19 protein-coding genes and 1 tRNA gene are annotated in these 23,587 nt (G+C 42.0%); 1 reads left to right on the plus strand and 19 read right to left on the minus strand.

All coding sequences use genetic code 11. The annotated features are described in order from the left end of the window. The 4 genes from A3G19_RS03845 to A3G19_RS03860 all read right to left on the minus strand — a co-directional run. A partial coding sequence (locus tag A3G19_RS03845) for a DEAD/DEAH box helicase (protein WP_294870673.1) occupies window positions 1–1,091 on the minus strand: 1,091 nt, incomplete at its 3' end. Further along, window positions 1,084–2,160, minus strand: coding sequence for a VWA-like domain-containing protein (locus A3G19_RS03850; protein WP_015652753.1), 1,077 nt, complete (start codon window positions 2,158–2,160; stop codon window positions 1,084–1,086). The genes A3G19_RS03850 and A3G19_RS03845, both read right to left, overlap by 8 nt. Beyond that, the gene (locus A3G19_RS03855) at window positions 2,157–3,149 is read right to left on the minus strand and encodes an AAA family ATPase (RefSeq protein ID WP_015652752.1); all 993 of its coding nucleotides are present in this window, start codon (window positions 3,147–3,149) and stop codon (window positions 2,157–2,159) included. The genes A3G19_RS03850 and A3G19_RS03855 overlap by 4 nt, the downstream gene beginning before the upstream one ends. After that, window positions 3,149–4,465 (minus strand): hypothetical protein, encoded by a 1,317-nt coding sequence (locus A3G19_RS03860; RefSeq protein WP_294870675.1) that lies wholly within the window; start codon window positions 4,463–4,465, stop codon window positions 3,149–3,151. Before A3G19_RS03860 ends, A3G19_RS03855 begins: the two co-directional genes overlap by 1 nt. Window positions 4,466–4,543: 78 nt before the next feature. Between A3G19_RS03860 and A3G19_RS03865 the strand changes: the two genes are divergently transcribed. Continuing rightward, complete coding sequence (locus tag A3G19_RS03865) at window positions 4,544–4,804, plus strand: SEL1-like repeat protein (RefSeq protein WP_015652750.1); 261 nt, start codon at window positions 4,544–4,546, stop codon at window positions 4,802–4,804. Here the strand turns inward: A3G19_RS03865 and A3G19_RS03870 are convergent. The 15 genes from A3G19_RS03870 to nhaD form a co-directional block, all read right to left on the minus strand. After that, window positions 4,801–5,406, minus strand: a complete 606-nt coding sequence (locus tag A3G19_RS03870; RefSeq protein ID WP_294870677.1) for a hypothetical protein — start codon at window positions 5,404–5,406, stop codon at window positions 4,801–4,803. The two genes, A3G19_RS03865 and A3G19_RS03870, sit on opposite strands and share 4 nt — an antisense overlap. Continuing rightward, complete coding sequence (locus tag A3G19_RS03875; protein ID WP_294870678.1) at window positions 5,407–8,382, minus strand: DNA methyltransferase; 2,976 nt, start codon at window positions 8,380–8,382, stop codon at window positions 5,407–5,409. Window positions 8,383–8,479: 97 nt separating this feature from the next. Further along, a complete protein-coding gene (locus A3G19_RS03880) occupies window positions 8,480–9,220 on the minus strand; it encodes an exonuclease domain-containing protein (protein ID WP_294870679.1) in 741 nt (246 codons plus the stop codon). Further along, window positions 9,220–9,570: a hypothetical protein gene (locus A3G19_RS03885; RefSeq protein ID WP_015652748.1), complete on the minus strand. Its 351-nt coding sequence runs from the start codon at window positions 9,568–9,570 to the stop codon at window positions 9,220–9,222. Before A3G19_RS03885 ends, A3G19_RS03880 begins: the two co-directional genes overlap by 1 nt. 9 nt (window positions 9,571–9,579) lie before the next feature. Next, entirely contained in the window at window positions 9,580–12,408 is a 2,829-nt protein-coding gene (locus A3G19_RS03890) for an EAL domain-containing protein (RefSeq protein WP_294870681.1), read from the minus strand. A 159-nt stretch (window positions 12,409–12,567) separates the two neighbouring features. After that, window positions 12,568–12,652 (minus strand) — tRNA-Leu (locus tag A3G19_RS03895). A 48-nt stretch (window positions 12,653–12,700) separates the two neighbouring features. Next, entirely contained in the window at window positions 12,701–13,078 is a 378-nt protein-coding gene (locus A3G19_RS03900) for a F0F1 ATP synthase subunit C (RefSeq protein WP_015652746.1), read from the minus strand. A gap of 202 nt (window positions 13,079–13,280) precedes the next feature. After that, window positions 13,281–15,458, minus strand: a complete 2,178-nt coding sequence (locus A3G19_RS03905) for a polyribonucleotide nucleotidyltransferase (protein ID WP_294870683.1) — start codon at window positions 15,456–15,458, stop codon at window positions 13,281–13,283. 13 nt (window positions 15,459–15,471) lie between these two features. Beyond that, window positions 15,472–16,872: an MlaD family protein gene (locus tag A3G19_RS03910; protein ID WP_294870685.1), complete on the minus strand. Its 1,401-nt coding sequence runs from the start codon at window positions 16,870–16,872 to the stop codon at window positions 15,472–15,474. Window positions 16,873–16,885: 13 nt separating this feature from the next. Then, a complete protein-coding gene (gene lptD / locus A3G19_RS03915; RefSeq protein WP_294870687.1) occupies window positions 16,886–19,039 on the minus strand; it encodes an LPS assembly protein LptD in 2,154 nt (717 codons plus the stop codon). After that, window positions 19,032–19,481, minus strand: coding sequence for an RDD family protein (locus A3G19_RS03920; RefSeq protein WP_015652742.1), 450 nt, complete (start codon window positions 19,479–19,481; stop codon window positions 19,032–19,034). The genes lptD and A3G19_RS03920 overlap by 8 nt, the downstream gene beginning before the upstream one ends. Then, complete coding sequence (gene purD / locus A3G19_RS03925; protein WP_015652741.1) at window positions 19,481–20,749, minus strand: phosphoribosylamine--glycine ligase; 1,269 nt, start codon at window positions 20,747–20,749, stop codon at window positions 19,481–19,483. The genes A3G19_RS03920 and purD overlap by 1 nt, the downstream gene beginning before the upstream one ends. 280 nt (window positions 20,750–21,029) lie before the next feature. Continuing rightward, complete coding sequence (locus tag A3G19_RS03930; RefSeq protein ID WP_294870689.1) at window positions 21,030–21,680, minus strand: uroporphyrinogen-III synthase; 651 nt, start codon at window positions 21,678–21,680, stop codon at window positions 21,030–21,032. 9 nt (window positions 21,681–21,689) lie between these two features. Further along, window positions 21,690–23,234 carry a glutamine-hydrolyzing GMP synthase gene (gene guaA / locus A3G19_RS03935; RefSeq protein WP_294870691.1) on the minus strand — a complete coding sequence of 515 codons (1,545 nt, stop codon included), beginning with the start codon at window positions 23,232–23,234 and terminating at the stop codon, window positions 21,690–21,692. An 82-nt stretch (window positions 23,235–23,316) separates the two neighbouring features. Further along, window positions 23,317–23,587, minus strand: a 271-nt coding sequence (nhaD, locus tag A3G19_RS03940; protein WP_294870693.1) for a sodium:proton antiporter NhaD, incomplete at its 5' end; no start/stop codon positions are given.

The raw sequence follows: 23,587 nt of genomic DNA on the forward strand, positions 1-23,587 counted from the left end.
CTCTCGATGACGTAATCGGCCAAGCTCATCCCCTGCGATTTATGGATCGTAATCGCAAAGGCTAGCGTGATCGGAAACTGGCTGAGGGTGATCAGTTTCTCTTCGCTTGCCGTACTCCCTTTTTCGATCCACCGTGTTTTAGTGCTATCGACACGCTCCACTTTCACACTCACACCATCTTCTTTTTTGATCCAAATCAGATCCTCTTCGATGGAGGTGATCCGCCCCCGCTCGCCGTTGTAGTAGTTCCATGCGTTGCGGGTAAAGAGGATGGGGGCACCCACCTTCAAAGCCAAAATCGGCTCGATACGGCTCTCACTCATAAACCGCTCTACGTCGCGATCCTGCATCTTTTTATCATGAATCGTGACATAGGTTTCAACTTCGATAATCTCGCCGTTTAGGTGCTCCAACTGAGCGCGGTTATGGTTTTGGGCACTGATGTTTTTTCCAAACAACAGTGTCATCGTAGACATATCCTCGTTCAGCGGTTTGACCAATGCTTCGAGCGCATCGTGCGCCGCTTCATCAAGCCTCGCATGACGTACTTTTTCAAGCAATTCCAAAAATTCCGCTTCGTGGGTACGGTATGACCCCTCTAAATGAAGGGTCTCAAACCCAAGTCGCTCCCATGAGGGAGACTCAAACGCAAAATAGATTGGTTCATTCCCTCGTGTTACGGGGGGGAGCTGTAAGAAATCCCCTACCACAATGAGTCGTCCGTTAAATTCGGCTTGCAACAATCGCAGACGGATCATGTCAAGCAAAGGTGCCCCCACCATCGAAATCTCATCGATAACGATAATCTGCATGGAACGGATGAGTTTGATGATCTTTTTAGAAGGCTCAATCTTGCCGTTGCGTTCCAACTCCTCTTGAGACGAAGCAATCCCAAGATCAAAAAAGCTGTGGAGTGTCTGCCCCCCGATCAGCGTCGCCGCCATCCCCGTCGAGGCGAGACGGGCTACTGATTTCCCTTTTTCCACCGCATCCTCGATGATTGCACGTGTAAGGGTCGTTTTACCCGATCCTGCACCGCCGGTGATAAAGAGGTTGGAGTGTTCCACTATTTTCAACGCATTTTCAACCATTCTCATCCTTTAGCTCAATCACTCTTCCAAACGGAACTTCACCCTTCATCGGTGAAATCCATAATGTCTCATACGGCGGCTCATAAGGGGGGAATTTACCGTCTAGATCACTAAAATAGAGGAGGATTTTCGGACGGTACATCCATGACTCTATCAGCTCAAAGACCGGATTAAAATCGGTCCCTCCTCCTCCGCTAAGAGCATACGTGATAGATTCTCCCCGCTCAAATCGGGTCTGGCTTCGGATGCGATCATCACAAACGATCAGGTCGATGGTGTACGAACCAAACAATTCAGTAATCGATTCGACTTCGGCGATAAACTGTGCCAACAACACCTCATCCACCGATCCCGAGCTGTCAATCGCTATGGCTAACTCCAAATGACGCGAATGAACCCCCGGCAGATAGACCCCATCATAGAGGAGCTTTTTACTCGGCGGTATCAGAGTGTAATCGCTGACATAATGCCCCCCGACACTCTCGCGTAACTCACTTCTCCAGTCGATAAAACTCTTTTGGTTAGGTTGGATCAGATGGTGGATTTCAGCACTGAGAGGATCCGATTTCTCCAATGCCTCAAGGGAGCGTTTTTCACGCTGGGCACGTGAGAGTTTTTCATCGAGAGAATCCCCTTCTCTCTCCTCGTCACTGTCACGGTCATTTTGTTCCTGATCCAAAAACTCCAGTGAGAGCTCATGATAAATCTCTTCGGCACTGAGATTCCCGAAACGCTTATCGTAGGTGATAGCAGAAGGAGGAGAAAAACCACTCTCGATCAGCAGCGTATTAATCGCGTAATCGCACGCCATATTCCACAGCCAAGGACTGCGATTTCCCCGTCTATGGGTATGAGCAAGGGCTTCATGCAGCGCGGCGTTGCAGAGGGTAAATATTCGCTCCCCCTCACTCAGACTTTCCATATAGGCTTCACGATACTCAAAACGGTTCTCTCTTGTTGCAAAGCTCTCGATGTTGTCATTCACGATTGTTTCCATGCCGCTGGCGATGGTTCCGAAAAACGGATAATCGAGGAGGAGTTTGGCTTTGAGAGGGGGGAAATCGATCATAGCAGATAGGCGTATGCCTCGACCCACTCGCCGAAGGCATCCAGATGTTCCATCGCTACACCTTGACGCTGGAGGTCTTGGACGATGAGGACGGCAAACTCATTTTTGAGTTTGAGGGTGTAACGCAATACGTTAGAAAGTTCTTCTTCATCGCGCGTGTGCAACACTCGGGATACAAGGACGTTGGAGAGGGCATAGAGGGTAGAGAGTTCACTCGGCGCTTCACTCTCTTCGCCTCGTAAAATCGCATCGACATCGGGGAGATGATCCATGATTTTACAGTAGCCTAAAAAATCGATCGCGGCATCTTCTCCCACCGCACCCGCAATCGCTTCGAGTAAGAGATTTTGCGGCAACGAGCTTTGAAGGATCTTATGGACCGCTTCCCAACTGCGCGGTGTAGCGAAACTGCGGACGTTTTTGAGTGGATCGAATCCAAATAGTGCGCTGTTTTTAAATCCGATGTAGGCGATCAGACGGGGATCAATACGCATTTTCACTGCCCAATAACGCCAATCCTCCACGCTCACCTCCATCTCGATATGGACAAATCGGTTCGCCAGCGGCGAGGGGAGACGATAAACTACCCCTCGATCGCTTTCACGATTTCCTGCCGCGACGATCGACCACCCATCGGGGAGGGTATATTCCCCTACTTTACGATCCAAAATCAGCTGATACGCCGAAGCTTGCACGGCGGGAGCGGCCGCATTGAGCTCATCGAGAAACAATATTCCCACCCCCTCGCGCGGAAGAAACGACGGGGGTGCCCAGAGAGCAGTATGGGAATCACGCTCATAAAACGGAATCCCTTTGAGATCGGTAGGATCAAGGAGGGAGAGACGCAAATCGATGCATTCGAGATTTTTCTCAAAGGCGATCTGTTTGATGATAGAAGATTTCCCAATTCCCGGAGCCCCCCACAAAAAGGTCGGGATCTGAGAGACGATCAACGATTCGATCGTCGTTTTCGCATATGAACTGCGCATTAAAACCATCCTATATTATGAGTTTGTATATATTTTCCGAACGCGGGGTTTGTTTTCACCGCCCTCTCATACCGCCGATCAAGAGAGAGCTGATAGAGTGTCTCTATCGGAGTTGCTGTGTTTGCAGCTAAGGCAGACAATACCTCGGCATCACCATCTACCGCAAGCGACTCCAGCATATCCGGAGAAAGCGATGGGTTGGAAGCAAGCGAAGCGGAAAATTGTCCGCTCTCAAAAAGGTGATCCAAAATCTCTCGTTCCGTGATAGGGTTGGAAGCAAGCGATCCCGATACCGTATCATCACCTAAAGCATATAGTTTTTGCTGCATTACTCCATTCAAACTAATATTTGAAGCCAACGCAACTATCACCGTCATCCCGTACTTGATACGGGATCCATCTCCTATAATAGTGGATTCCGTGTCGTGGCACGGAATGACGAAGTTCATCAACCGCTCAAAACGCTCCTCATCCAGCACCGTTTTCGAAGCGATCAAATCAGGATAGGTGGATTCAAGTTGCAAAGCTCCATTAGGCGATAAGGTCATATTTTGAGCCAGTATCCTATTGACCTCTTCATCGTTCAGCTCTAACAATCCGATCTCCAATGCCAACGGTTCCCGATGGGCTAACAAAGCAGCACGCTCACCCAACAACAGACGTAAAATACTTTCCTGTGTTTCCGAATGAAGTGCTATTGCATCCAACACCCCGTTCAAAGAGCGATCTCTCGGATGTTTGATTTCATTGGCTATCGGGGGAAGCTCCGCTATCGCACTTATGAGTTCTTTGCTTCCGTACTTCTCAATCAAATGGGCCAATCCGCTCATCGCATACTGAACATTATGATTACGATCCAGATCGACGTAAAACCGCCCGATGATCGAAGCGGTGACATCTCGGTTGGTATCATTGTCAAACAATCCTTCCTTCTGCCAATCGTACAGCTTGAGAAGTTTGAAAAAAAGTTCATCGGTGATATAGGGATTTTGTAGAAAATCAACCAGACGCTCTTGGTTGCGGGAAAGCTTCAGGCTCATTAGTAATCGATTGGGTTCGATGGAGCGGCATAGCCACTCCTCTACACTTGAAATTTCCACAATAGGGGCATTCTGTGTCTCATAAAGATGCGCCAATTCGACCTGCTCGTAGGGATTCATCATTCTCCCTTCGATAATGAGGGAAACATCATCGGTGAAACTGCCGACACGTGTGATTTTATGCAATTTAAGAAGAGCATCAAATTCCTCTTCACTCAATGCACGGGTTTTTCCCAACAGTAGAATCGATTTATCGCAAAGCTCATCATAGTTCATAACGCGTATTATATTCACTCACTCTAAAAAACTTACACAAAGGTATAATGTCATCAATAGTTTAAAAGGATTTTAACGATGGACGAACTTTATGAGGGAATTGCCGCGTATGATGCGGGAGATTTTACCAAAGCCCATGAGCTTCTCTACCCATTAGCCGCTTACAAACGTGATCCTGAAGCGCAGTTTCATATGGGGATGATCTATTTTTACGGCGAAGGTGTTGAAAAAGATGTGGATAAAGCGATGGAGTGGTGGAAAAAAGCGATGCGCGCAGGGCATGTCGATGCGGCGTATCGCCTAAGCGAAATCGCAACATCAACTAAAACAACGTTTTAAAGATTGGTTTCAATATTGTTTGAAAAGTCCATCATTAGATGGTAAAGTATAATCCCATCGTGAGTAGACTGATAAAGCTTGTTCTCTTCAATTAGATCGAAAAAATCACCTATTTTCCGCATATTTTCATCAATATTTATTGGATGGATAATAAAGCCAATCATCCCATTAATATTAAAATATGATGAATAGTATTTCGTCGTGAATCTATTAATACCATTATTTACATACTCATGATTTAAAGTAGTTTGGCCGTTAAGTCGCTTACATTCTAATATATAATAAGCTTTCGTATCTTGAAATGTATCATATGTCTGAACTTTAATATCACTTCTACCATTATTTTCTGGAACTTCAGGATCAAATAAAAAATGAGTCATTCCAAGCATATGACGGATACTATTATCATTCAAATAATTCAAAAGCAATATATCTCTTATTTTATTTTCATTGTTATGGGGAACCATTACGGTATCATCAAGCATAATTAAATAACACTTATATATGAAATTTAACAACTCATTAAATCTTATATTGCAGTTAAGCCCATCGGAAGTTTTTAATAACTTGGCTGTTAATTCTGTTGTAAATTCGCCAAACATCTATTTTCCAGCTCTTAAAATTGCATCATCAAATTCATAAAAGTCTAAATACCCTATAGCTTTATGCCAATTTTTATACTCATTTGGTTTTACTACATAAAAACCATCTGGCTCAAATCCTTTTATATCTTTTTGTATAAAAAGGTTTTCCAACGAAGTGTTGCCTGAAGATTTTAAAAAGTTTTGAATGCGATCTTCTTGATGCCAAGTAATGGATTCTGACTGTTTCTCTTTCAATACTTTAAAATAAATTCCTATAGCGTACTTATCTTTATCTTGAAATACTTCCGCTTTAAAATACATCTTATTTTGTTCATAAATTTTAGAGTAATGGTCGATAAAAATATTGATATACTCTTCAATAACGTTATCTTTATATGCAAGCTTTTTAAAAGCTACATCATATTTCTTTTGAATAACCCAAGGGATTACAATGCTATTGGCATAATCTACAAGAGCAAACTCCTGCTCTGTTAAATCAAATGATTCTAATACAGTTTGATCTAATTCTTTTTCAAGATTATTTAAACTTATCTCATAGGTATTTGATTTTAAAGCATCATTACTTTCATAATACTCTTTTTTCAACTTCTCAATGTTTGACACAATTGGAACTACATTGACATTTTCTATATAAGGTAAATTTAGTTTTTCATGATCATCACATTCTTCTTGTCGCACACCCGTTGAAGAAGCTGTTTGCAATAAATAATAAGAAAAAAACTTCGAATAAAAAAATCCGTTAATCATTTTTAATCTATCTAAATTATCATTCTTCGATTTAATTGCAACAACAGAGCTTGTGAAAATTGCATCTTTATACGAAATCGCAGAAGTTTGTTTTAATGAATTATTCAATCCACCCGTAAAAAGTAATACAGGAGCTTCATATAAACTTTTATCTATTAGATTATCTTTTTTATAGATATATGCAACATTATCATAATCAAATTTTTGGAGCTTATTTGAAATATAAAATGATTTTAAATCTTTTCTTTTTGGATCAGTATCAATAAAATCAAGATTTTTTAAATCTCGTGTATCAATTTTTTGTTTAGCATTTTTATCATTTCTCTTAAACCCTTGATGCTTGTTCAATTCCTTCTCATCAACTAAATTTACTATTTTACTGTATTGCTTATTCAGCCTTTGAATAAAATTAAAATCCAAATATGAGCCATATATCAATATTTTCCATAAGTCATCATTTTCAAGTAATTTCGATTGTAAAACTTTTTTAAAATCACTTTTCGAAAGAGTGAGAATTTTTAACTTTTTAAAATATAGATTTGGTTTCATTGAAATATAGTTGATCGTATTTCTTAATACTTCTTCCTCTGTACTATATTCATAAAACAGTATTGATACAGGTACATCAGCATTCTCAAAAATCTCTTTTCTAACAGAAGAGAGTTCTAAAATATGATTTATTTTAAATTGATTAAAAAAATATTTTGTTCTAAAAATATTGCTCTGTAGATTATATAGAATCTTACTAGTAACTATAAAACTTATCTTTGTATTTTTTGCCACAAAATCTTTAACTCGATACATAAAAGGCTGAACAATATCTCTATTACCAACAATTAATTTTTCATCTTTAATGTATCTATCCACCAAAGAATCTTTTTTTATACTACTGCCACCATAAGGAGGATTACCAATAATAAAATCAAGCTTTTTATCTTTTAAAATTTGATTGCACTCAGCATCTGTATCAAAAAAATCATTCTGAAAAAAGTTTGCATTAGGATTTTTTTCACTTTTTAACAGATATGGAAATCTAAACTGTTCTATATCCTTTGGATTTTGATAATCCAACATCGTAAGATAGAGCGAAAACACACTAATCTGTACAGCATTTTTATCTTTATCTATTCCAAATATATTATCTTTGGCAATTTTTACAATCTCTTTTTGTACTATTTTTCTGCCTGTAACATTTTCAAATTGTGTAACCAATTTTCTAAATGCTTCAACCAAAAATATACCGCTTCCACAAGCTGGATCGAGCACTTTACAATTATATTCAGTAGGATTATTTTTAAAATACTCATCAACCGTATATTTTAAAATATAATCCACTAAAAATGTTGGAGTATAGTATGCACCACTTTTTTTCTGCTCTTCCTCACCAATAAAGCTCTCATACACATTGGAAATAAATTCGATAGGGATAATTGAAAAATCATAATAGTCAAAGAGTGATAATTGTCCTGTTTTTATCTCAGTACCGCTAATTAACTCTTTTAAAATCTTTAAATGTGCTTCAGTTACTAATGCGTACTCAAGTTCGTCTATAGGAAACCAATCTCCATTAAACCCCTTATCTGACTTTAAATACTGAAATAGTGCATATGTCCTATTTTTGTCACCTAAAATCTCTTTTAAATCTTCATTAGTCAAATTTTTTGGAATATTTTCGAAACATAATTCAACGTTTCTATCTATCAAATATCTAATAAAAATAATACGTCCAATCAATGAATTAGCAATATTTTTATAGTCGTTCAAGCCATTATTGAGTAACTTTTCTCGAGCATATTTTATATTTTCTAATAGTTTTTTATCAACACGATTATTATTTTGTTTAAATGTTGATTCTTCAAAATATTTACCACTGATGATAGAAAGATAATTTAATTTTTCTGATTTTAGAGGAGTTAGTGTAAAATTTCCGTTTTTAAGTACATATTCAAACCCATTGTATACTTCAAAATCTGTTTCAGTTTCAATAATAATAATTGGAGCTTCACCGAAATTCCAACACATTTTAAAAACTTTATTTTTATCAACTTCTTTATCAAAAAAAAGAATAACAGGTCTATTATTCAAAACATAAAGAGAGGTTGGATTTATTTCCTGTAATGATCTACGAATTCGTTGAGGGAGAATATTGACGATATTACTGTCTGAATATGGTTGCAATGTTATATCAGTTGGTAATTCTAAAAACTGATTTATACTTTGTTTCAACATTTGTCCTATCGGAAAGTATCTATAGCGAAGTGACTTAAGTCCCTAATTATACTTTAAAATTGTATGAATTTCTTCATACAATTTAGAGGAATATCTATTCCAAAACTCTCCCTATACTGTAACGCATATCCTCATCGAGGCTATCCATGTTACCCAGCATCCAGGTTAGATACCCTTTGTCCGCTTCGGCAATCTCACTGAGGGTTTTCCCTTTATACTTTCCAAACTTCAACGGTCGTGTATAAAACACCGGGGTTTGGGTCAACTCGACCATTTTATCGATCGGATTTACCCCCTCAAAGCGTTCCTGTAACCGTTTTCGAAGCTCAGTGAGAAACAGTTTCAACACCAAAACATCACCGATTGCATCGTGCGCTTTCACGACGATCCCTAGAGCATCCGCTTCGGCTTGTTCGATTTTATACAACCCAAAGCGATAACGAAAATACTGCAATCGATGAGCCTCTTCATCCTCAAACAGATGGCGTGCGCAGCGCAAGGTATCAATCAAACGCATCTGAGAGGTAAAATTTTCTTTAGCCAACATTCCCAAATCAAATGGGGCGTTGTGAATAATGAGGACATTCTCAGGAGTATTGAGCTCATGTAGAGTTTGGAAGGCATTTGTTTGCGTACATTCTGGCTTCCCCTCTATCATGTCAGGGGTAATGCCATGTACTTCCATTGCACCATAGCCGATGGGAACCTCAGCGGAACACAAATCGTTATAGACCTCGACTTTTTTACCGTCTAGAACCATATATCCCAGTTGAATAATACGATCATTATCCCCTGCACCCGTCGTCTCCGTATCGAGAAGTACGAATTTAGCCATTAATACTGATCATCTTCAGCATCAATATCGAACTCATCGTAATCATCTTCGTCTTCATCATCTTCGTCATCGTAAAGGTCATCCTCTCCATCACCTTCTCCTTCGCGCATGGAAGTAAGTTCGGTGTAAAGCTGCTCTGCTTCTTCTTCATCGATGTCGCCGCTATTAAGCTCTGTGAGAAGTTCTTTATACTCATCACGCAACGCCTGCATATCTTCAAGCTGTGCACGTTCTTCTACTGTTGCATCTTTTTGTGATGCGATTGATTCGAAAATATCGTCAATATGTTCTTCCACATCGGGAATCAACTCGTTTTGAATCAAATGTTTTAATTGTGTAATATAAGCCATGTTCAATCCTTATGATTTGGATACCTCATTATACTTCAAAAAATCAACAAATTTGTCTTCACTAAGCGGTCTTGCATACAGATATCCCTGACCTTGTTGGCATCCATACTCTTTTAATAATACGGATTGCGGTACTTCTTCGATCCCCTCAGCAATCGTTTTAAGCCCTAACGCATCGGCCATTGCAATGATTGCTTTGACGATTGCACGATCTTGTTCATCACTCTCTAATCCGCGAATAAATGACTGATCAATTTTGAGTTTATCGATCGGAAAGGTTTTTAAATAACTCAAACTCGAATACCCTGTACCAAAATCATCGATTGCGACTTCAATCCCCAACGCTTTAAGCTCAATCAGTTTTTGTCCCAGCACTTTCGGATTACTCATCAAAACACTCTCGGTAATCTCCAGTTCGACATACTTGTGTTCCAAACCGCTCTCATCGATAATTCGGCTCAACGTTTCCACCACATCAGGACGTTCAAACTGTTTTCCCGATACGTTTACCGATATCCTTCCCGAAAATAGTCCCTCATCGATTAAACGCTTTGTTGTTGAGCACGATTGCGCCAAGACCTGTTCGCCGATAGGGATGATCAGCTGATTGGACTCCGCCAAAGGGATAAACATATCAGGGCGTACAATCCCCAGTGAAGGGTGTTTCCACCGCACCAACGCTTCAGCCCCAATCACCCGACCCGACAAAAGATCGACTTGCGGCTGATAATACACCACAAACTCTTTTTCATCAACCGCCCGACGCAACTCCCGCTCCATCAAAACCCGTTCAAAAAGCTGAACACTCATCTCTTGCGCAAAATAGCAATAGTTGCTTCGTCCGGCCTCTTTGGCTCGGCGCAGTGCAATATCTGCATTTTTAAGCAATGTTTGCGCATCTTCGCCATCATCGGGGTAAATGGTTATTCCCATGCTGGCACTGAGAAGAAAATCATTATCCTTAGTATGTATACTCTCTTCAAATATCCGAACCACTTCTTTTAATATACGATCGCATTCACGTAAATCCTGTAACGATTCCAAGACAATGATAAACTCATCACCGCCGATACGTGCAATCGTATCTTCACGACGAATAATCTCTTCCATTTTAAAGGCTACTTCCATGATCACCGCATCACCGACCGTATACCCGTACGATTCATTTATATCTTTAAAATTATCGATATCGATATAGATGGCCGCCAGTTTGGTATTTTCACGATTGCAGCGTTCTATTGAATGTTTCAACCTTGCATTGAGCAATAATCGATTCGGAAGGTTGGTAAGCATATCGTAATGGGCCATCCGCTCAATTTCGCGTTCCGATTCTTGAAGACGGGTAATATCATCTCCCGATGAAAATGTTCCGATATTCTTCCCTTCACTGTCTTTAATCAGCGCGCTATGCCATGCGATAATCCGTTCATCCCCTTTTTTGGTCCATATTCTGTTTTCAAAATATTCAACCAACTCCCGTTCACCGTTCATGATTTCATAAAATAGTTCTTTAACCTGCCCCACCTGTTCATACACAACAAACGTATCGAACCAATTTTTTCCGATAACCTCTTCTTGGTTCACCCCTAATACTTCACACCCTTTGGGATTTATCAGCTCGACTATCCCCTCCTGATTAAGGGCCAAGCATATGACGGAAGCAACATCCAGATAAAGTTTACTTTTCTCTTTTTCCAACTCAATCGTATGTTCTAAACTCTTGCGAAGTTCTTCACCCAAATAGATCAATTCGCTAATATCGTTCAAAAAAAGTTTCATAATGGCTTGGTTGTTCACCTCTGCCTCGATTAATGTCACTTCATACACACGATCAGCAATTTCGATTTTTTCTTTATCGACTCCTCCATGCATTCTTAGTGTAACCATCAAACCATTCCAAACCCCGGCCGGAAACATTTTTGATACCGAATCATCAATCTTAATTTGAAACGTCATCATTGCTTCTGCATTCAACCACTTGATAATCTGGTCTTCACCTATATCGATGATTTCACAAAATGCAAGGCCCAAAAGATTATACGTTGCTTTGCTGTCACGCAGTTTTGATTCGAGCTTCATTTCTAATGCTGTACTGTAATTCAGAAGCATGTCTTTTTCACTCAAAAGATAAAGTTCTTTGTCTCTCCCCCATACCATCAAGTGATGGATATCACGCTCTTTCATAATCTCAATCGCATGATGGATCTTTTCGTTCAATTCCACTGTTATAATGGGTGAATGCATATATCGGGCAATAGATTCCCTGCTATCTACCTGACGATACGCTAATTCCAATACATCCTGTTCCGTCACAATTCCGACCGGTAACGTTTGATTCAGAACAATCAGAACATCTCGATTTTTATGCTGCATTAAACTAATAGCATCATACACACTCGCATCATGGTCTACCGTAATGGCACAATTTCGGCGATTTAAACACTGAAAAACTTCCTGTGCGGTGTGTACTTCGCTCTCATAGTAAGTCAATACATCACTTTGGGTAAGAGTGCAGAGGTATTTCCCATTTTCATCGATCAATACCAGTCGGCGTATTTCATAGTCTATCATTAATTCTACCGCCATTTCAACCGGACGATCGTCATGAATGGAGATAGTGGGATAGGTTGCATAATCAATCGCTTTTTTTTCTCCTTCAATCCCGTTACGATAAAGTCCAATAATATCTCTGAGTGTCAATACACCTACAGCCACATTATTTTCAATCAAGACAATATGGCTAATACCCTCTTTACCCATTCGTTCTATGGCATCAAATAAGGATACGTCTGAAGAGAGAAAATCTTTTTTATGCGTAACAAGATCACTGAGTAGCATTGCAATTGTCCTAAACTAAAGTAGGATTATTATACACCATTACAAGGATGATTTAATAAGAGATAAAAGATGCTGTAAAGAGAATAATTAAGCTTTCGTTGCAATTTTTTTTGGGGGGGAAATTTAAAGAAGTATGTAAAACAGGAGTTTAAAAATAGATGGTGCGGACGGGGGGATTTGAACCCCCACACACGTAATGCGCTACCACCTCAAGGTAGTGTGTCTACCGTTCCACCACGTCCGCGTTAAAGAAAATTCTCAAGCCGTAGCTTGAGAGAAAGAAAGATCGAACTTACGCAGCCAAGTATGGGTTAGCGTAAAGAGCGATAAGAGCGATAACAAGTGTATAAATAACTTGTGCTTCGATCATAGCAAGAGCGATGAACATAGTTGTCATCAATTTTCCGCCAAGACCCGGGTTACGAGCTGTACCAGCGATAGTTGCAGCAGCAGTGCTACCCATACCGATTGCTCCACCAAGAGCAGCCAAACCAAGACCAACACCCGCAGCGATCATAGAATACGCTTTCAATGTTTGGTTAGCAACGTCTGCAGATGCAGCAGCCGCAGCAGGTGCCGCTTCAACAGCAGCTTCAACAACCGCTACCGCTTCTTCAGCACCGAATACTGAAGCAACAAGAGCGAGCATAAGAAAAAGAACTTTTTTCATGAGTAATCTCCGTATTTAAATCAAAGTCTGTTCGGATAGTGTCCCTACTTATCACTTTGTGGGTGGAATTATAAAACCAAAGAACTAAAAGGTTACTGAATTCTCAAAAAACATTGTTTTTTGTAGCTTTAGGGGGTTGTAGGGACATTTGTCCCTGCCACTAAAACGGATGAATTCGTTTTAGTGTGTAACATGAAAATGATTACTTAGCTCGCCCTAATCCGATCTTGTTTCCTTTGAACTCGACGATCTCCACCATCAGCTCATCCCCTTCATTCACCACATCGCTCACACGAGAGATATGTCCGTCGGAAAGTTTAGAAATATGGATCAAGCCGTCAATTCCCCCCGGAAGCTCGATAAAAGCGCCAAAATCAACGATCTTTTTCACCTTCCCTTTGACAACATCCCCCACTTTATATTCCACTTTTTCCACAGGGGTAGATCCGCTTACGATCCCTTCGATGTGATCGCGTGCTCCGCGAAGCCCGTCTCGATTTTTACCGGTCAGCTTGACTGAGCCTTTTTTCTTATCGATATCGATGGTTACATCGAAACGTTCAATGATCTCACGGATTGTTTTTCCCGCTTGTCCGATGATATCGCCGATAAAACTCGGATCAATATGGAAAAGATCGGTACTCGGCAACGTCCCCTCGTTAAGCTCGATACTATCTTCCGCACCCATCATAATGTCAATGATATGGGCACGACCTTCTTTGGCTTGATAAAGAGCCTCTTTGAGAACATCAAGATGGATACCGCCGAGTTTGATATCCATCTGCATCGCGGTAATCCCCTCTTTGGAACCCGCTACTTTAAAATCCAAATCTCCGTCATGATCTTCAAGTCCCATAATATCGGTCAAAATCGCGTGTCGTGAACCCTCTTGAACCATCCCCATCGCAACACCGGCAATCGGGTCCGCCATCTCGATATCACCCGCACGAAGTGCCATATAACCGCCGCAGACCGTTGCCATTGACGAAGAACCGTTGGACTCAAGAATCTCGGAAACTAAGCGAATGGTTTGGCCGTTACGGACACACGCACCTTCCAAAGCACGTTTAGCCAAATTTCCATGTCCCAACTCACGACGGCGCGGCGCACCTATCGGAGAGGGCTCACCCACGCTGAACCCCGGAAAGTTGTAGTGGACCATAAACCCTTCGTTTTGAGTGCCGCTGTCGGTAAGATTTTCAAACATCTGCGCATCTTTAGCCCCGCCGAGTGTCAAAATAACCAACGCTTGGGTCTGTCCACGGGTAAAGAGGGCTGATGCATGGGCACTTGGCAATACATTCGTCTCAATACGAATCGGACGTACTTCATTGAGCGCACGACCGTCTGCACGTACTTTTTCATCCAAGATCTGAGTACGCACCATGGTACGTTTTACCGATTCGATCGCTTTTTTCAAATCGTGTTCATTCCACTGCGGTTTTTCATTCATGATCGTTTTACGGATCGTACGCAATGCGGTAGAGCGTTCCGTTTTTGCCATTTGATTAATGCCGCGCTTTAGATCTTCCGTATGATTGGCACGGACATAGTCGATCATCTCACCGTTCATTTCACTGATCACGTACTGAATCTCAAACGGCTCTGACGAGAACGGTTTAAAAGCAGCCTCATACGCACTGTTCGCTTCACTCAAAGCCTCTTGTGCCGATGCGAGAACACGGATCAACTCATCTTCATTCATCGCATTAGAGACACGTACAGGGATCGCGGGTAGACTCATAGAGGGATCAACCAACGGATCGATCATCCCCATCTCGAGAATCTCCACTTCATCAGATCCGAGCGTTTGCATCTCGATCATCAACATATCTTCTTTGCTACCCGCCAAATACAGATCGAGAGTACTCTGTTCAATTTGGCTGCGTGTCGGATTGAAAACAATCTCTCCGTCGATTTTACCGACACGCACCGCACTCACCGAGTTAAAAATATCAATATCAGATACATAAAGAGCGGCAGACGCAGCATTGAGTGCCAGTACTTGTAAATCGGCCTCTTTATCGGCACTTAAAACCATAACTGTGATTTGAACCGGATTCGCAAATCCTTTCGGGAATAGCGGACGCAATGAACGATCGACAATACGTGACGTCAATGTTTCAAAATCACTCGGTTTCGTCTCACGTTTGATAAAGCCCCCCGGAAATTTTCCGGCAGCATAACTTTTCTCAATGTATTGAACCGTCAAAGGTAAAAAATCCTCATCCACAAAATCGGTCTCATCGACAACAACCGTTGCTAAAATAACGGTATCTCCACATTTAAGCCATGCAGCTCCATTGGCTTGTGCCGCAACTTGATTAAACGCGTACGATTCCGTTTTATTTTTTAATGCCAATTCAACATTGTATTTCATTCATTCTCCATTTTTATCGTGCCATCGAGGCAGCACCCATTGTGTATTTAAGATCGTTATCGATAAAACGCAGGCCAAGCCCTAAGAAAATATTTTGCGACTGCGGATTGAGGAAATTATCCCATCCACCGTACAGTTCAAGATGTTTTAACATTTGATAGCGCACTTGTGCTTTCAAATGGGTACGAGTTCCACGGATATCATTAATAGCATTAAAATCAAACGCTTCTGCACTGAATTTCAGACGATCATGATCCATGAAATAATCGACTCCGATACCGCCGGTTGACTCGATTGCTCCAAAGCGGAGCAATGTGTTATCAAAGCGTTTTCCGTATTGGAGAGAATAATAGGTCTCCCCTTTGATATTTTTACCCGGAGGATTCGTATCGTAGCGGGAATAATCATCGGTACTGACCAAATCAAACATATAATAGGTTTCAGGATTGGGAAGATAATTAACCCCCAAATAGACTTTTCCGTACTGATCTCGTATCATGTAATCGGTATGCATCGCCACCTGAAGTTCACTGGTTGTAAAGTTGCTCAACATCGAGTCAATTTTTCCGAATGCTTCCTCACCGCTTTTGAAAAATGATCCTGCCGTTGTAATCGTATCTTTCAATGAAGAGCGATTTTCCGTGAGGATAGCACTGACATTATCTTCTATCTTGACAAATTTATCGACCGCTTCAGGCAGTTTATGTTCCAACGAACCGCTGATATTATCGAGGCGCGTTGAGAGTGAATTGATACGGGCCATAATGGCCGGCAAATCTTTATTGACGGTATCTGCCGTCTGAGAAAATCCGGCGCTCATCGTTCTAAAGTTAGCAATCGCCGCATGCAAATCATCTCTGTTTTCAACAATCACACCATCGAGGTTCACCCCAACGTTGCGAAATGCAATGATCATCTCTTGAATTGCGGCGCGGTGCTCATCATCCAACGTAGAACGGAAATCTTTGAGTAATAATTCCAACTCTTTGGCTGCCGCATTGACCGAATCACTCGTTTGATCAAACGAAGCATAACGCTTGGATTGGGACAAGACCCCTGCCTCTTTAAGCACTGATGGTGAATCACCGACGACGATATTGATTACTTTTGATCCTAAAAGAGACTCTTGCGCCACAATCACCGATGAGTCATCCGGAATTTTCACCCCTTTATCAATCATAAGCGTGAGTCTAACCCGCTTCCCTTCGATCATAATATCTTCAACATCACCGATTGTTACCCCGTTCATCAAAACATGGGTATGCTTTTCTACACCCGAAGCATCTTCAACATACGCTTGGACTGTGTAGCCATCACTTCCCCATTTTCCGAGTGACGTTACCTGAGTCGAGAGGAACAACAATGCACCCAAAGCCATCACGACAAAAAGACCAATTTTTGCTTCCAGTTTCATAAGCTATCCTCTTTTAATTACTGGTGAGTTTATAATTAAATTCCGATCCGCCGATCGGCTTTAAAATGAGTGTTATAAAGATATACGAATCATCTACTGAATCATTCCCCGTCGTATTCGTCAAGATCGGACGTCGATTTTGAACGTAGCGAATACCGAAATCAAGACATCGCTGAGTATATAAAAACCCGATCTCACTTCGTTTCATCAAATCTTCACGATAATCGTAAGCCAAGATACCGAAAAAACGATAATGCCGGTTGTATTGATACGCCGCATCGGCTGTCCAGTAACTTGCGTATTCGGTAACATTGCGCAATAGCGTAGAGTCGTATCGCAGTTCATCGGTATAATAATGACTCACACCCGCCGTTACGATTTTATTATTATAGCGAAGAGTGTTCTGTTCTTTGGTGATACGATTTCGATCATGATTATATGCCGTCTGATTATAATACGAGACCACACGGCTAATCTCCCATTCGAGCTCATTTTGCAACTCACCGTAATAGCTTCCCTGATCGTCATATCGGAAATTTTGACTCAAACGATCCACGAGAAATTGTTTTCCACCTTCAAAAAGGTAGTTATTTAATCCAAACGATAAAGTATCGCTTGGTTCATTCAAACTGTAATATTCACACTCAGGAAGTGTACTCCCCGCAGCACACATTCCATTATCATGATAGGTCTCGTAATAACCATTATAAAAACGGTTCCCTGAGACTGTATAGCTTACCGAAGGGCTAAGGACATGGGTTAGAGATTCGTACGGTTTCACCAGCGTTGATGAGAGGGAAAAGGTGTGATCGAGCTGAGCATAAAGCCCTTCTTCATAGTTGGTGGTTTCTCCGGATTTCGGATTTCCATAAAACCCGATCACATTTGAAAATGCGGTAGCGGTATAAGCGACATCGAGATACTCATCAAATAATGCACTCTGAAAAGTGATTGGAACGGTGAAATCACCTTGAATGGCACGTTTTCCGTCCGGCCGGTAAAAATGGGTTGCTATTGCATCCGCACTTAGGAGGAGACGATTTTCTAAGAAACTCTCTAAATAACGGTGATATTGTAAACTTGGCAGGGTTTGAATGGTTTGATCATTGCTCTCTTGGTCTAAATACTGATAGTGCTTCAGGTAGGTTCCGAAATAGTTGTCTTCACTATTGTAATAGGCATTAATGCGTGAAAGGACCTGATTGGCAGTCACATTTTGCGTTTGATCACTCTGCTGCAAATTGAGATAATCGACGTCATTCATCCATGATCCGTCAACATACAGTCCCGATTCACCCTTGAGATTTGCATCAAACCATTCACGCAATGGGGCAGAGTGACGATATTTAACATTATATCCGTAATGTTTAATATTGGCTAGATCGTACTCTTCCGCATATTTAGACTGCTCTTTGAAATAACCTAAACGGATCGATCCTTGTGATGAGGCAGTGTCGACAAATCGAAAATCAGTATAAAGTCCCGATCCGCGATTGGTTCGAATTTGAGGACGAAATTCTGCATCCCACCAATTTTGTGGTGCTAAATAGATCGGTTGCTGATAATAAAACCCTTCTGAGTTGGAGAGTCCAAACGACGGGATCAACAATCCACTTCGGCGGGTTTTATCGGTCGGATATCCAAAATACGGGAGATAAAAAAGAGGAAAATCGTTGACTTGTAAACGCGCATTGTACAAATTAACCCACATCTCTTCAGTATCGTAATCCGCACTGCTAAAACGTATTTTCCAGAGAGGATCATGTGAATCACACCCCGATACCGATCCACTGGTCAAGTCAATCTCATTTTTACACGCTTGCGCTTCATCGGTACTGATCCATGCCCCTGAATCTTGATCGACCATGTAGTAAGGTTTGGAATAACGGGTTTCATTGATCAAATCGAAACGTGCATAATCACTGAGCATATGATATTGTTTGGCTTTAAAAACATTCACATTGCCCATCGCTTCAATGATACTCGTATTGCGATCATAGATGAGTTTATCGGCACTGAGTATCTGATCTTGATAGAGGGCTACCGGATCGCCTATCGCAGTGGCAATCGAACCGTTTGCATCAACATTGGTTCCATACAACTCAACACGATCTTCACCCAAAAGTAAAGTAGATGTAACCAGACTGATCCAGATAAATTTACGCATTAATCACCAATGTCCGTGCAGTTCGATCATGCCAGCTCCGTCTATACGGATCAAGCATCGCCCAGACGAAACCCAGATAAAAAAGGATCTCGCTCACTACCCGAAAAACACTTCGGTTAAAAGCACTTAAAAAACTTGGGTTTGAAAGGGTTGAGAGTTCAATAACACGGATTTTCATAATAATTTTTCCAAGACTGGCACCGTATTGCATCGTAAAAAAAGTTTGGTAAATAATTTTAATCGCCATATACTCCAGCAAAAAGCTGTTTGTCACCGCTATCATTGCTTCTAACGTTTCGGCTTTACTCATCGCATCCCATAAAATGATAATCATAATGATGGATAAAAGCAATTCATCGATTCCAAAGGCAGCCACACGCTGACGAATAGAAGAGAGTTCCAAATGCTCTCGTTGTAAAAGTGAATCGATGCGTTCGTCCATTAACGAAGCGCCTGATACGCGATATCGGTACGCAATTTTTTGCCGGCAAAATGAACTTGCCCACAGAGCATATAAGCACGGTCACGTGCTTGTTTGATGCTATCACCAACACCGACGCAGACAAGAACACGTCCGCCCGTCGCATAGAGTTTTCCATCTTCTTCCGCTACACCTGCATACGCGATATGGGTATTTTGAGCGATTTCTTCATGATGGACTTCATCCACAATGATTTCGGCAGGTTCTGAATTGTCATACGGATAGTTACGGCTCGCCATCACAACGCCGACTGCATATTTATCGTGAAATTCAACATTCAGAGTATCGAGTTGTTTGGTCGCGGCTTTGTAAAACAATTCACGAGCAGGAGTTTTGAGCAATGGCATCAAAATCTCACATTCAGGATCACCGAAACGTACGTTAAATTCAAGTGTTATAGGCTCACCATTCACCACCATGATACCAATAAAAAGAACTCCCTCAAACGGTGCTCCTTCTTCTTGCATCCCCAACAATGTTGGACGGATTACCCGCTCTTTGACTTTTTCATAAATCACATCATCAACGAGAGGAGTCGGTGCATACGCGCCCATTCCTCCAGTATTGGGTCCCTCATCGTTATCAAGGAGCCGTTTATGATCTTGTGCCGCAGGGAGGAGAATAAAATCTTTTCCATCGCAAAGAGCAAACATGGAAAGTTCATAACCATCCAAAAACTCTTCAATAATAACGCGTAAGCCCGCATCTCCAAACGATTTTCCACTCAACATTTCTGAAACGGCTACTTTGGCTTCATCGTGGCTCATGGCGATAATAACACCCTTACCGGCACACAAACCATCCGCTTTTACAACGATCGGAGCAGTTAATGATTCGATAAATTTGAACGCGTCACCAATATGGGCTGTTTCGATATAGCGTGCCGTCGGAATATTGTATTTGGCCAAAAAGTTTTTCATATAGACTTTTGAACCTTCGAGTTGTGCTGCGGCTTTTGAAGGACCGAAAATCACCAGCCCTTTAGCTTTGAAAATATCCACAACGCCATCGGTCAAAGGACCTTCAGGACCTACGATTGTTAAATCAATCGCGTTATCGAGTGCAAATTGCGCCAGTTCTTCATAATCTTTGATTTCAATATTTGTACCTAACATCGGTGTAGCGCCATTGCCGGGAGAGAAAAAAAGCTCAGTTACTTCGGGGTCTTGTTTTAACACCCGTCCGATTGAAAATTCGCGTCCGCCGCTTCCGATTACCATTACTCGCATAGATCACCTTGAAAAAATTTAATTATCTTATCTGAAATACGTTAACGTTTCTCAAATAAGGTAAAAGCCCAGGCGGGCGTTTCGCAGTAGCTTTGGTTCTTCAAAGCTGTAATTGCGCCACATCGAGCGTCTCTACCGGCGGCAATCTCTCATGCGTTAGCACTCAAACAAGATCACCGACACACCGAAACATCTACAGATATGACTTATTGTATATGTAGAACCCTCATATTGCGATTACTCGCTGCGCCCAGAGAATACAATTATATCCTCAAAATGCTTAAAACGCAGATGCGTCTTGGGCAATTTTTCGTGCCAGTTCAATCGCCGATTCGACACTGGTTAAAGGACTTACATGAACCTCTTTGGCAGTTTTGAAAGCAGCGCGAGTTGTTTTACCGATAGCGACAATACTGTACGACGAAAGGATCGGATAAGAAGCGCAAAAACAATCGATGGATGAGGGAGAAGTAAAGACTAAAACGGCATCTTTGTCTATCGTATACTCTCTCGCCGCTTCATTGCAGGTCGTCTCATACACCACTGCTTCGTCAATCTCAACCCCCTCCTTTCGAGCTTCCATAACCCAATCCGAAGCAATCACTTTCGGACGCACATAAAGCCATTTTCCCTTTCCCGCTTTGGTTCGTAAAATAGCCGGAATCGATCTCCCATAGCCATCTGCCGCTTCAACATTCAGAGCACCCGCTTTTCGTGCCGCTTCTGCCGTACCTTCCGAGACGCAGATGCATTGCAGTTTTTCCCATCCAAACGTGTAATGGTCTAAAGCTAACAATGCTTGTTTCGAAGTGAGAATAATCCCCTGATAGGTGTCAAAATCAATACGAGGTTGTAAAAAAGAGATCGTGAGGATAGGGATATGAATCACTCCCTCATAGGGAGTTTTTGAGATGAGATAAATCGGGCGCAAGGGAGCGCCTTATTCCCACTCGATCGTTGCTGGAGGTTTAGAACTGATATCGTATACGACACGATTGATTCCATCAACTTCGTTAATGATACGGCGGCTGATACGTTCCAACAAGGTGTGAGGAAGATGGGCAAACGTTGCCGTCATCCCATCCACCGCTTCTACAACACGGACACAAACGGTGTTGTCATAGGTACGGTTATCTCCCATAACGCCGACTGATTTGACGTTCAGGAGTACCGCAAATGCTTGCCATGTTTTGGTGTAATAGCCACTCGCTTTGAGTTCATCAAGCAAAATCGCATCGGCTTCACGGAGAAGATTGAGATCCGGTTTGTTCACTTCACCCATGATACGGATACCTAATCCCGGTCCCGGGAACGGATGACGGTTAACCAATGAATCCGGCAATCCGAGTTCAAGCCCGAGTTTACGTACTTCGTCTTTGAACAAATCACGGAGAGGTTCGATTAACTCGAAATCCATCCAATCCGGCAATCCACCGACATTGTGATGGCTTTTGATCGTCACCGATGGGCCGTTAACGGAAACCGATTCGATAACGTCGGGATACAATGTCCCCTGCGCCAAGAATTTAATACCGTCATGCTTTTTCGCTTCCGCTTCAAACACTTCGATAAAGGTGTGTCCGATAATTTTTCGTTTCGTCTCAGGATCCGTCACACCGGCAAGCTTGCCGAGGAAATTTTCCGATGCATCGGCAACGACGAGAGGTACCTTGAGATGAACTTTGAAAATATTTTCAACCGAGTCACGTTCCCCCTTGCGCAATAATCCGTTATCGACGAAAACCGGGATCAACTGATCGCCGATCGCTTCGTACAACAATGCCGCAACGACCGAAGAGTCCACCCCTCCGCTGAGTGCGCAAAGTACTTTCCCCTCACCCACTTGGGCGCGAATTTTCACGATTTGCTCTTTGAGAAAATGTCCCATATCCCATTTTTCGGTAATGCCGCAAATTTTGCGTGCAAAATTGCGAAGCATCAAATACCCCTCTTCAGAGTGGTTTACCTCCGGGTGATATTGCATCGCGTAGACCATTTTTGCTTCATTTGCGATGGCTGCATACGGGGAGTTTGGCGAATACGCGATAGGGACAAAGCCTTCCGGCAATACATCCACTTTGTCCGAATGGCTCATCCATACGGCGCGTTCGTCTTCACACCCCTCGAAGAGTATCGAGTGCTGTGTCATATCGATGGTAAGTTCCGCTTTTCCGTATTCGTGATGATCACTTCGGATAACCGAACCGCCGAAATCGACCGCGATACGCTGCATACCGTAACAAATCCCAAGAACAGGGATTCCAAGTGCGTAAACACCTTGATCGACGGTATACGCATCTTTGTTGTAAACGGATGAAGGTCCACCGCTGAGAATGATACCTTTTGGATTTTTTGCTTTAATAGCATCGATTTTAGTGTGGTAAGGAAGTACCTCACAATAGACTTTATCTTCGCGCAAACGTCGTGCGATCAACTGTGTGTACTGTGAACCAAAATCAAGAACGATAATATTGACATCTTTCAAAGGAGAGCCTTTAAGTGGAGATAATCGGGAGGGTAAGCAATTATGTACCCTTTGCGTTAATGAAAGGGTACCCTAATATAGATTAATAGAAGCCTAAAACACTAAACTGAACATACCATACTATCAGTGAGACGATATATCCAACCAGCACCGTCCATGCCAATTTCATATGGGAGGAAAAGGTATAAATACCGTGCATTTTCCCCATTACTCCTACACCTGCGGCACTTCCAAAACTGATCAACGAACCGCCGATTCCCGCTGTCATCGTCACCAACATCCATTGAGCATGATCGATAGAAGGATTGGCTTTTAAAACCGCTGACATTACCGGAACGTTATCAACGATGGCG

Source organism: Sulfuricurvum sp. RIFCSPLOWO2_12_FULL_43_24 (assembly GCF_001829605.1).
In the GTDB taxonomy this organism is placed as follows: domain Bacteria; phylum Campylobacterota; class Campylobacteria; order Campylobacterales; family Sulfurimonadaceae; genus Sulfuricurvum.

Excerpts from the sequence above, each read along its gene's own strand:
- A3G19_RS03850 (WP_015652753.1), bottom strand. The coding sequence starts at position 2,160 with ATGATCGATTTCCCCCCTCTCAAAGCCAAACTCCTCCTCGATTATCCG.
- A3G19_RS03855 (WP_015652752.1), bottom strand. The coding sequence starts at position 3,149 with ATGCGCAGTTCATATGCGAAAACGACGATCGAATCGTTGATCGTCTCT.
- A3G19_RS03860 (WP_294870675.1), bottom strand. The coding sequence starts at position 4,465 with ATGAACTATGATGAGCTTTGCGATAAATCGATTCTACTGTTGGGAAAA.
- A3G19_RS03865 (WP_015652750.1), top strand. The coding sequence starts at position 4,544 with ATGGACGAACTTTATGAGGGAATTGCCGCGTATGATGCGGGAGATTTT.
- A3G19_RS03870 (WP_294870677.1), bottom strand. The coding sequence starts at position 5,406 with ATGTTTGGCGAATTTACAACAGAATTAACAGCCAAGTTATTAAAAACT.
- A3G19_RS03880 (WP_294870679.1), bottom strand. The coding sequence starts at position 9,220 with ATGGCTAAATTCGTACTTCTCGATACGGAGACGACGGGTGCAGGGGAT.
- A3G19_RS03885 (WP_015652748.1), bottom strand. The coding sequence starts at position 9,570 with ATGGCTTATATTACACAATTAAAACATTTGATTCAAAACGAGTTGATT.
- A3G19_RS03890 (WP_294870681.1), bottom strand. The coding sequence starts at position 12,408 with ATGCTACTCAGTGATCTTGTTACGCATAAAAAAGATTTTCTCTCTTCA.
- A3G19_RS03900 (WP_015652746.1), bottom strand. The coding sequence starts at position 13,078 with ATGAAAAAAGTTCTTTTTCTTATGCTCGCTCTTGTTGCTTCAGTATTC.
- A3G19_RS03905 (WP_294870683.1), bottom strand. The coding sequence starts at position 15,458 with ATGAAATACAATGTTGAATTGGCATTAAAAAATAAAACGGAATCGTAC.
- A3G19_RS03910 (WP_294870685.1), bottom strand. The coding sequence starts at position 16,872 with ATGAAACTGGAAGCAAAAATTGGTCTTTTTGTCGTGATGGCTTTGGGT.
- lptD (WP_294870687.1), bottom strand. The coding sequence starts at position 19,039 with ATGCGTAAATTTATCTGGATCAGTCTGGTTACATCTACTTTACTTTTG.
- A3G19_RS03920 (WP_015652742.1), bottom strand. The coding sequence starts at position 19,481 with ATGGACGAACGCATCGATTCACTTTTACAACGAGAGCATTTGGAACTC.
- purD (WP_015652741.1), bottom strand. The coding sequence starts at position 20,749 with ATGCGAGTAATGGTAATCGGAAGCGGCGGACGCGAATTTTCAATCGGA.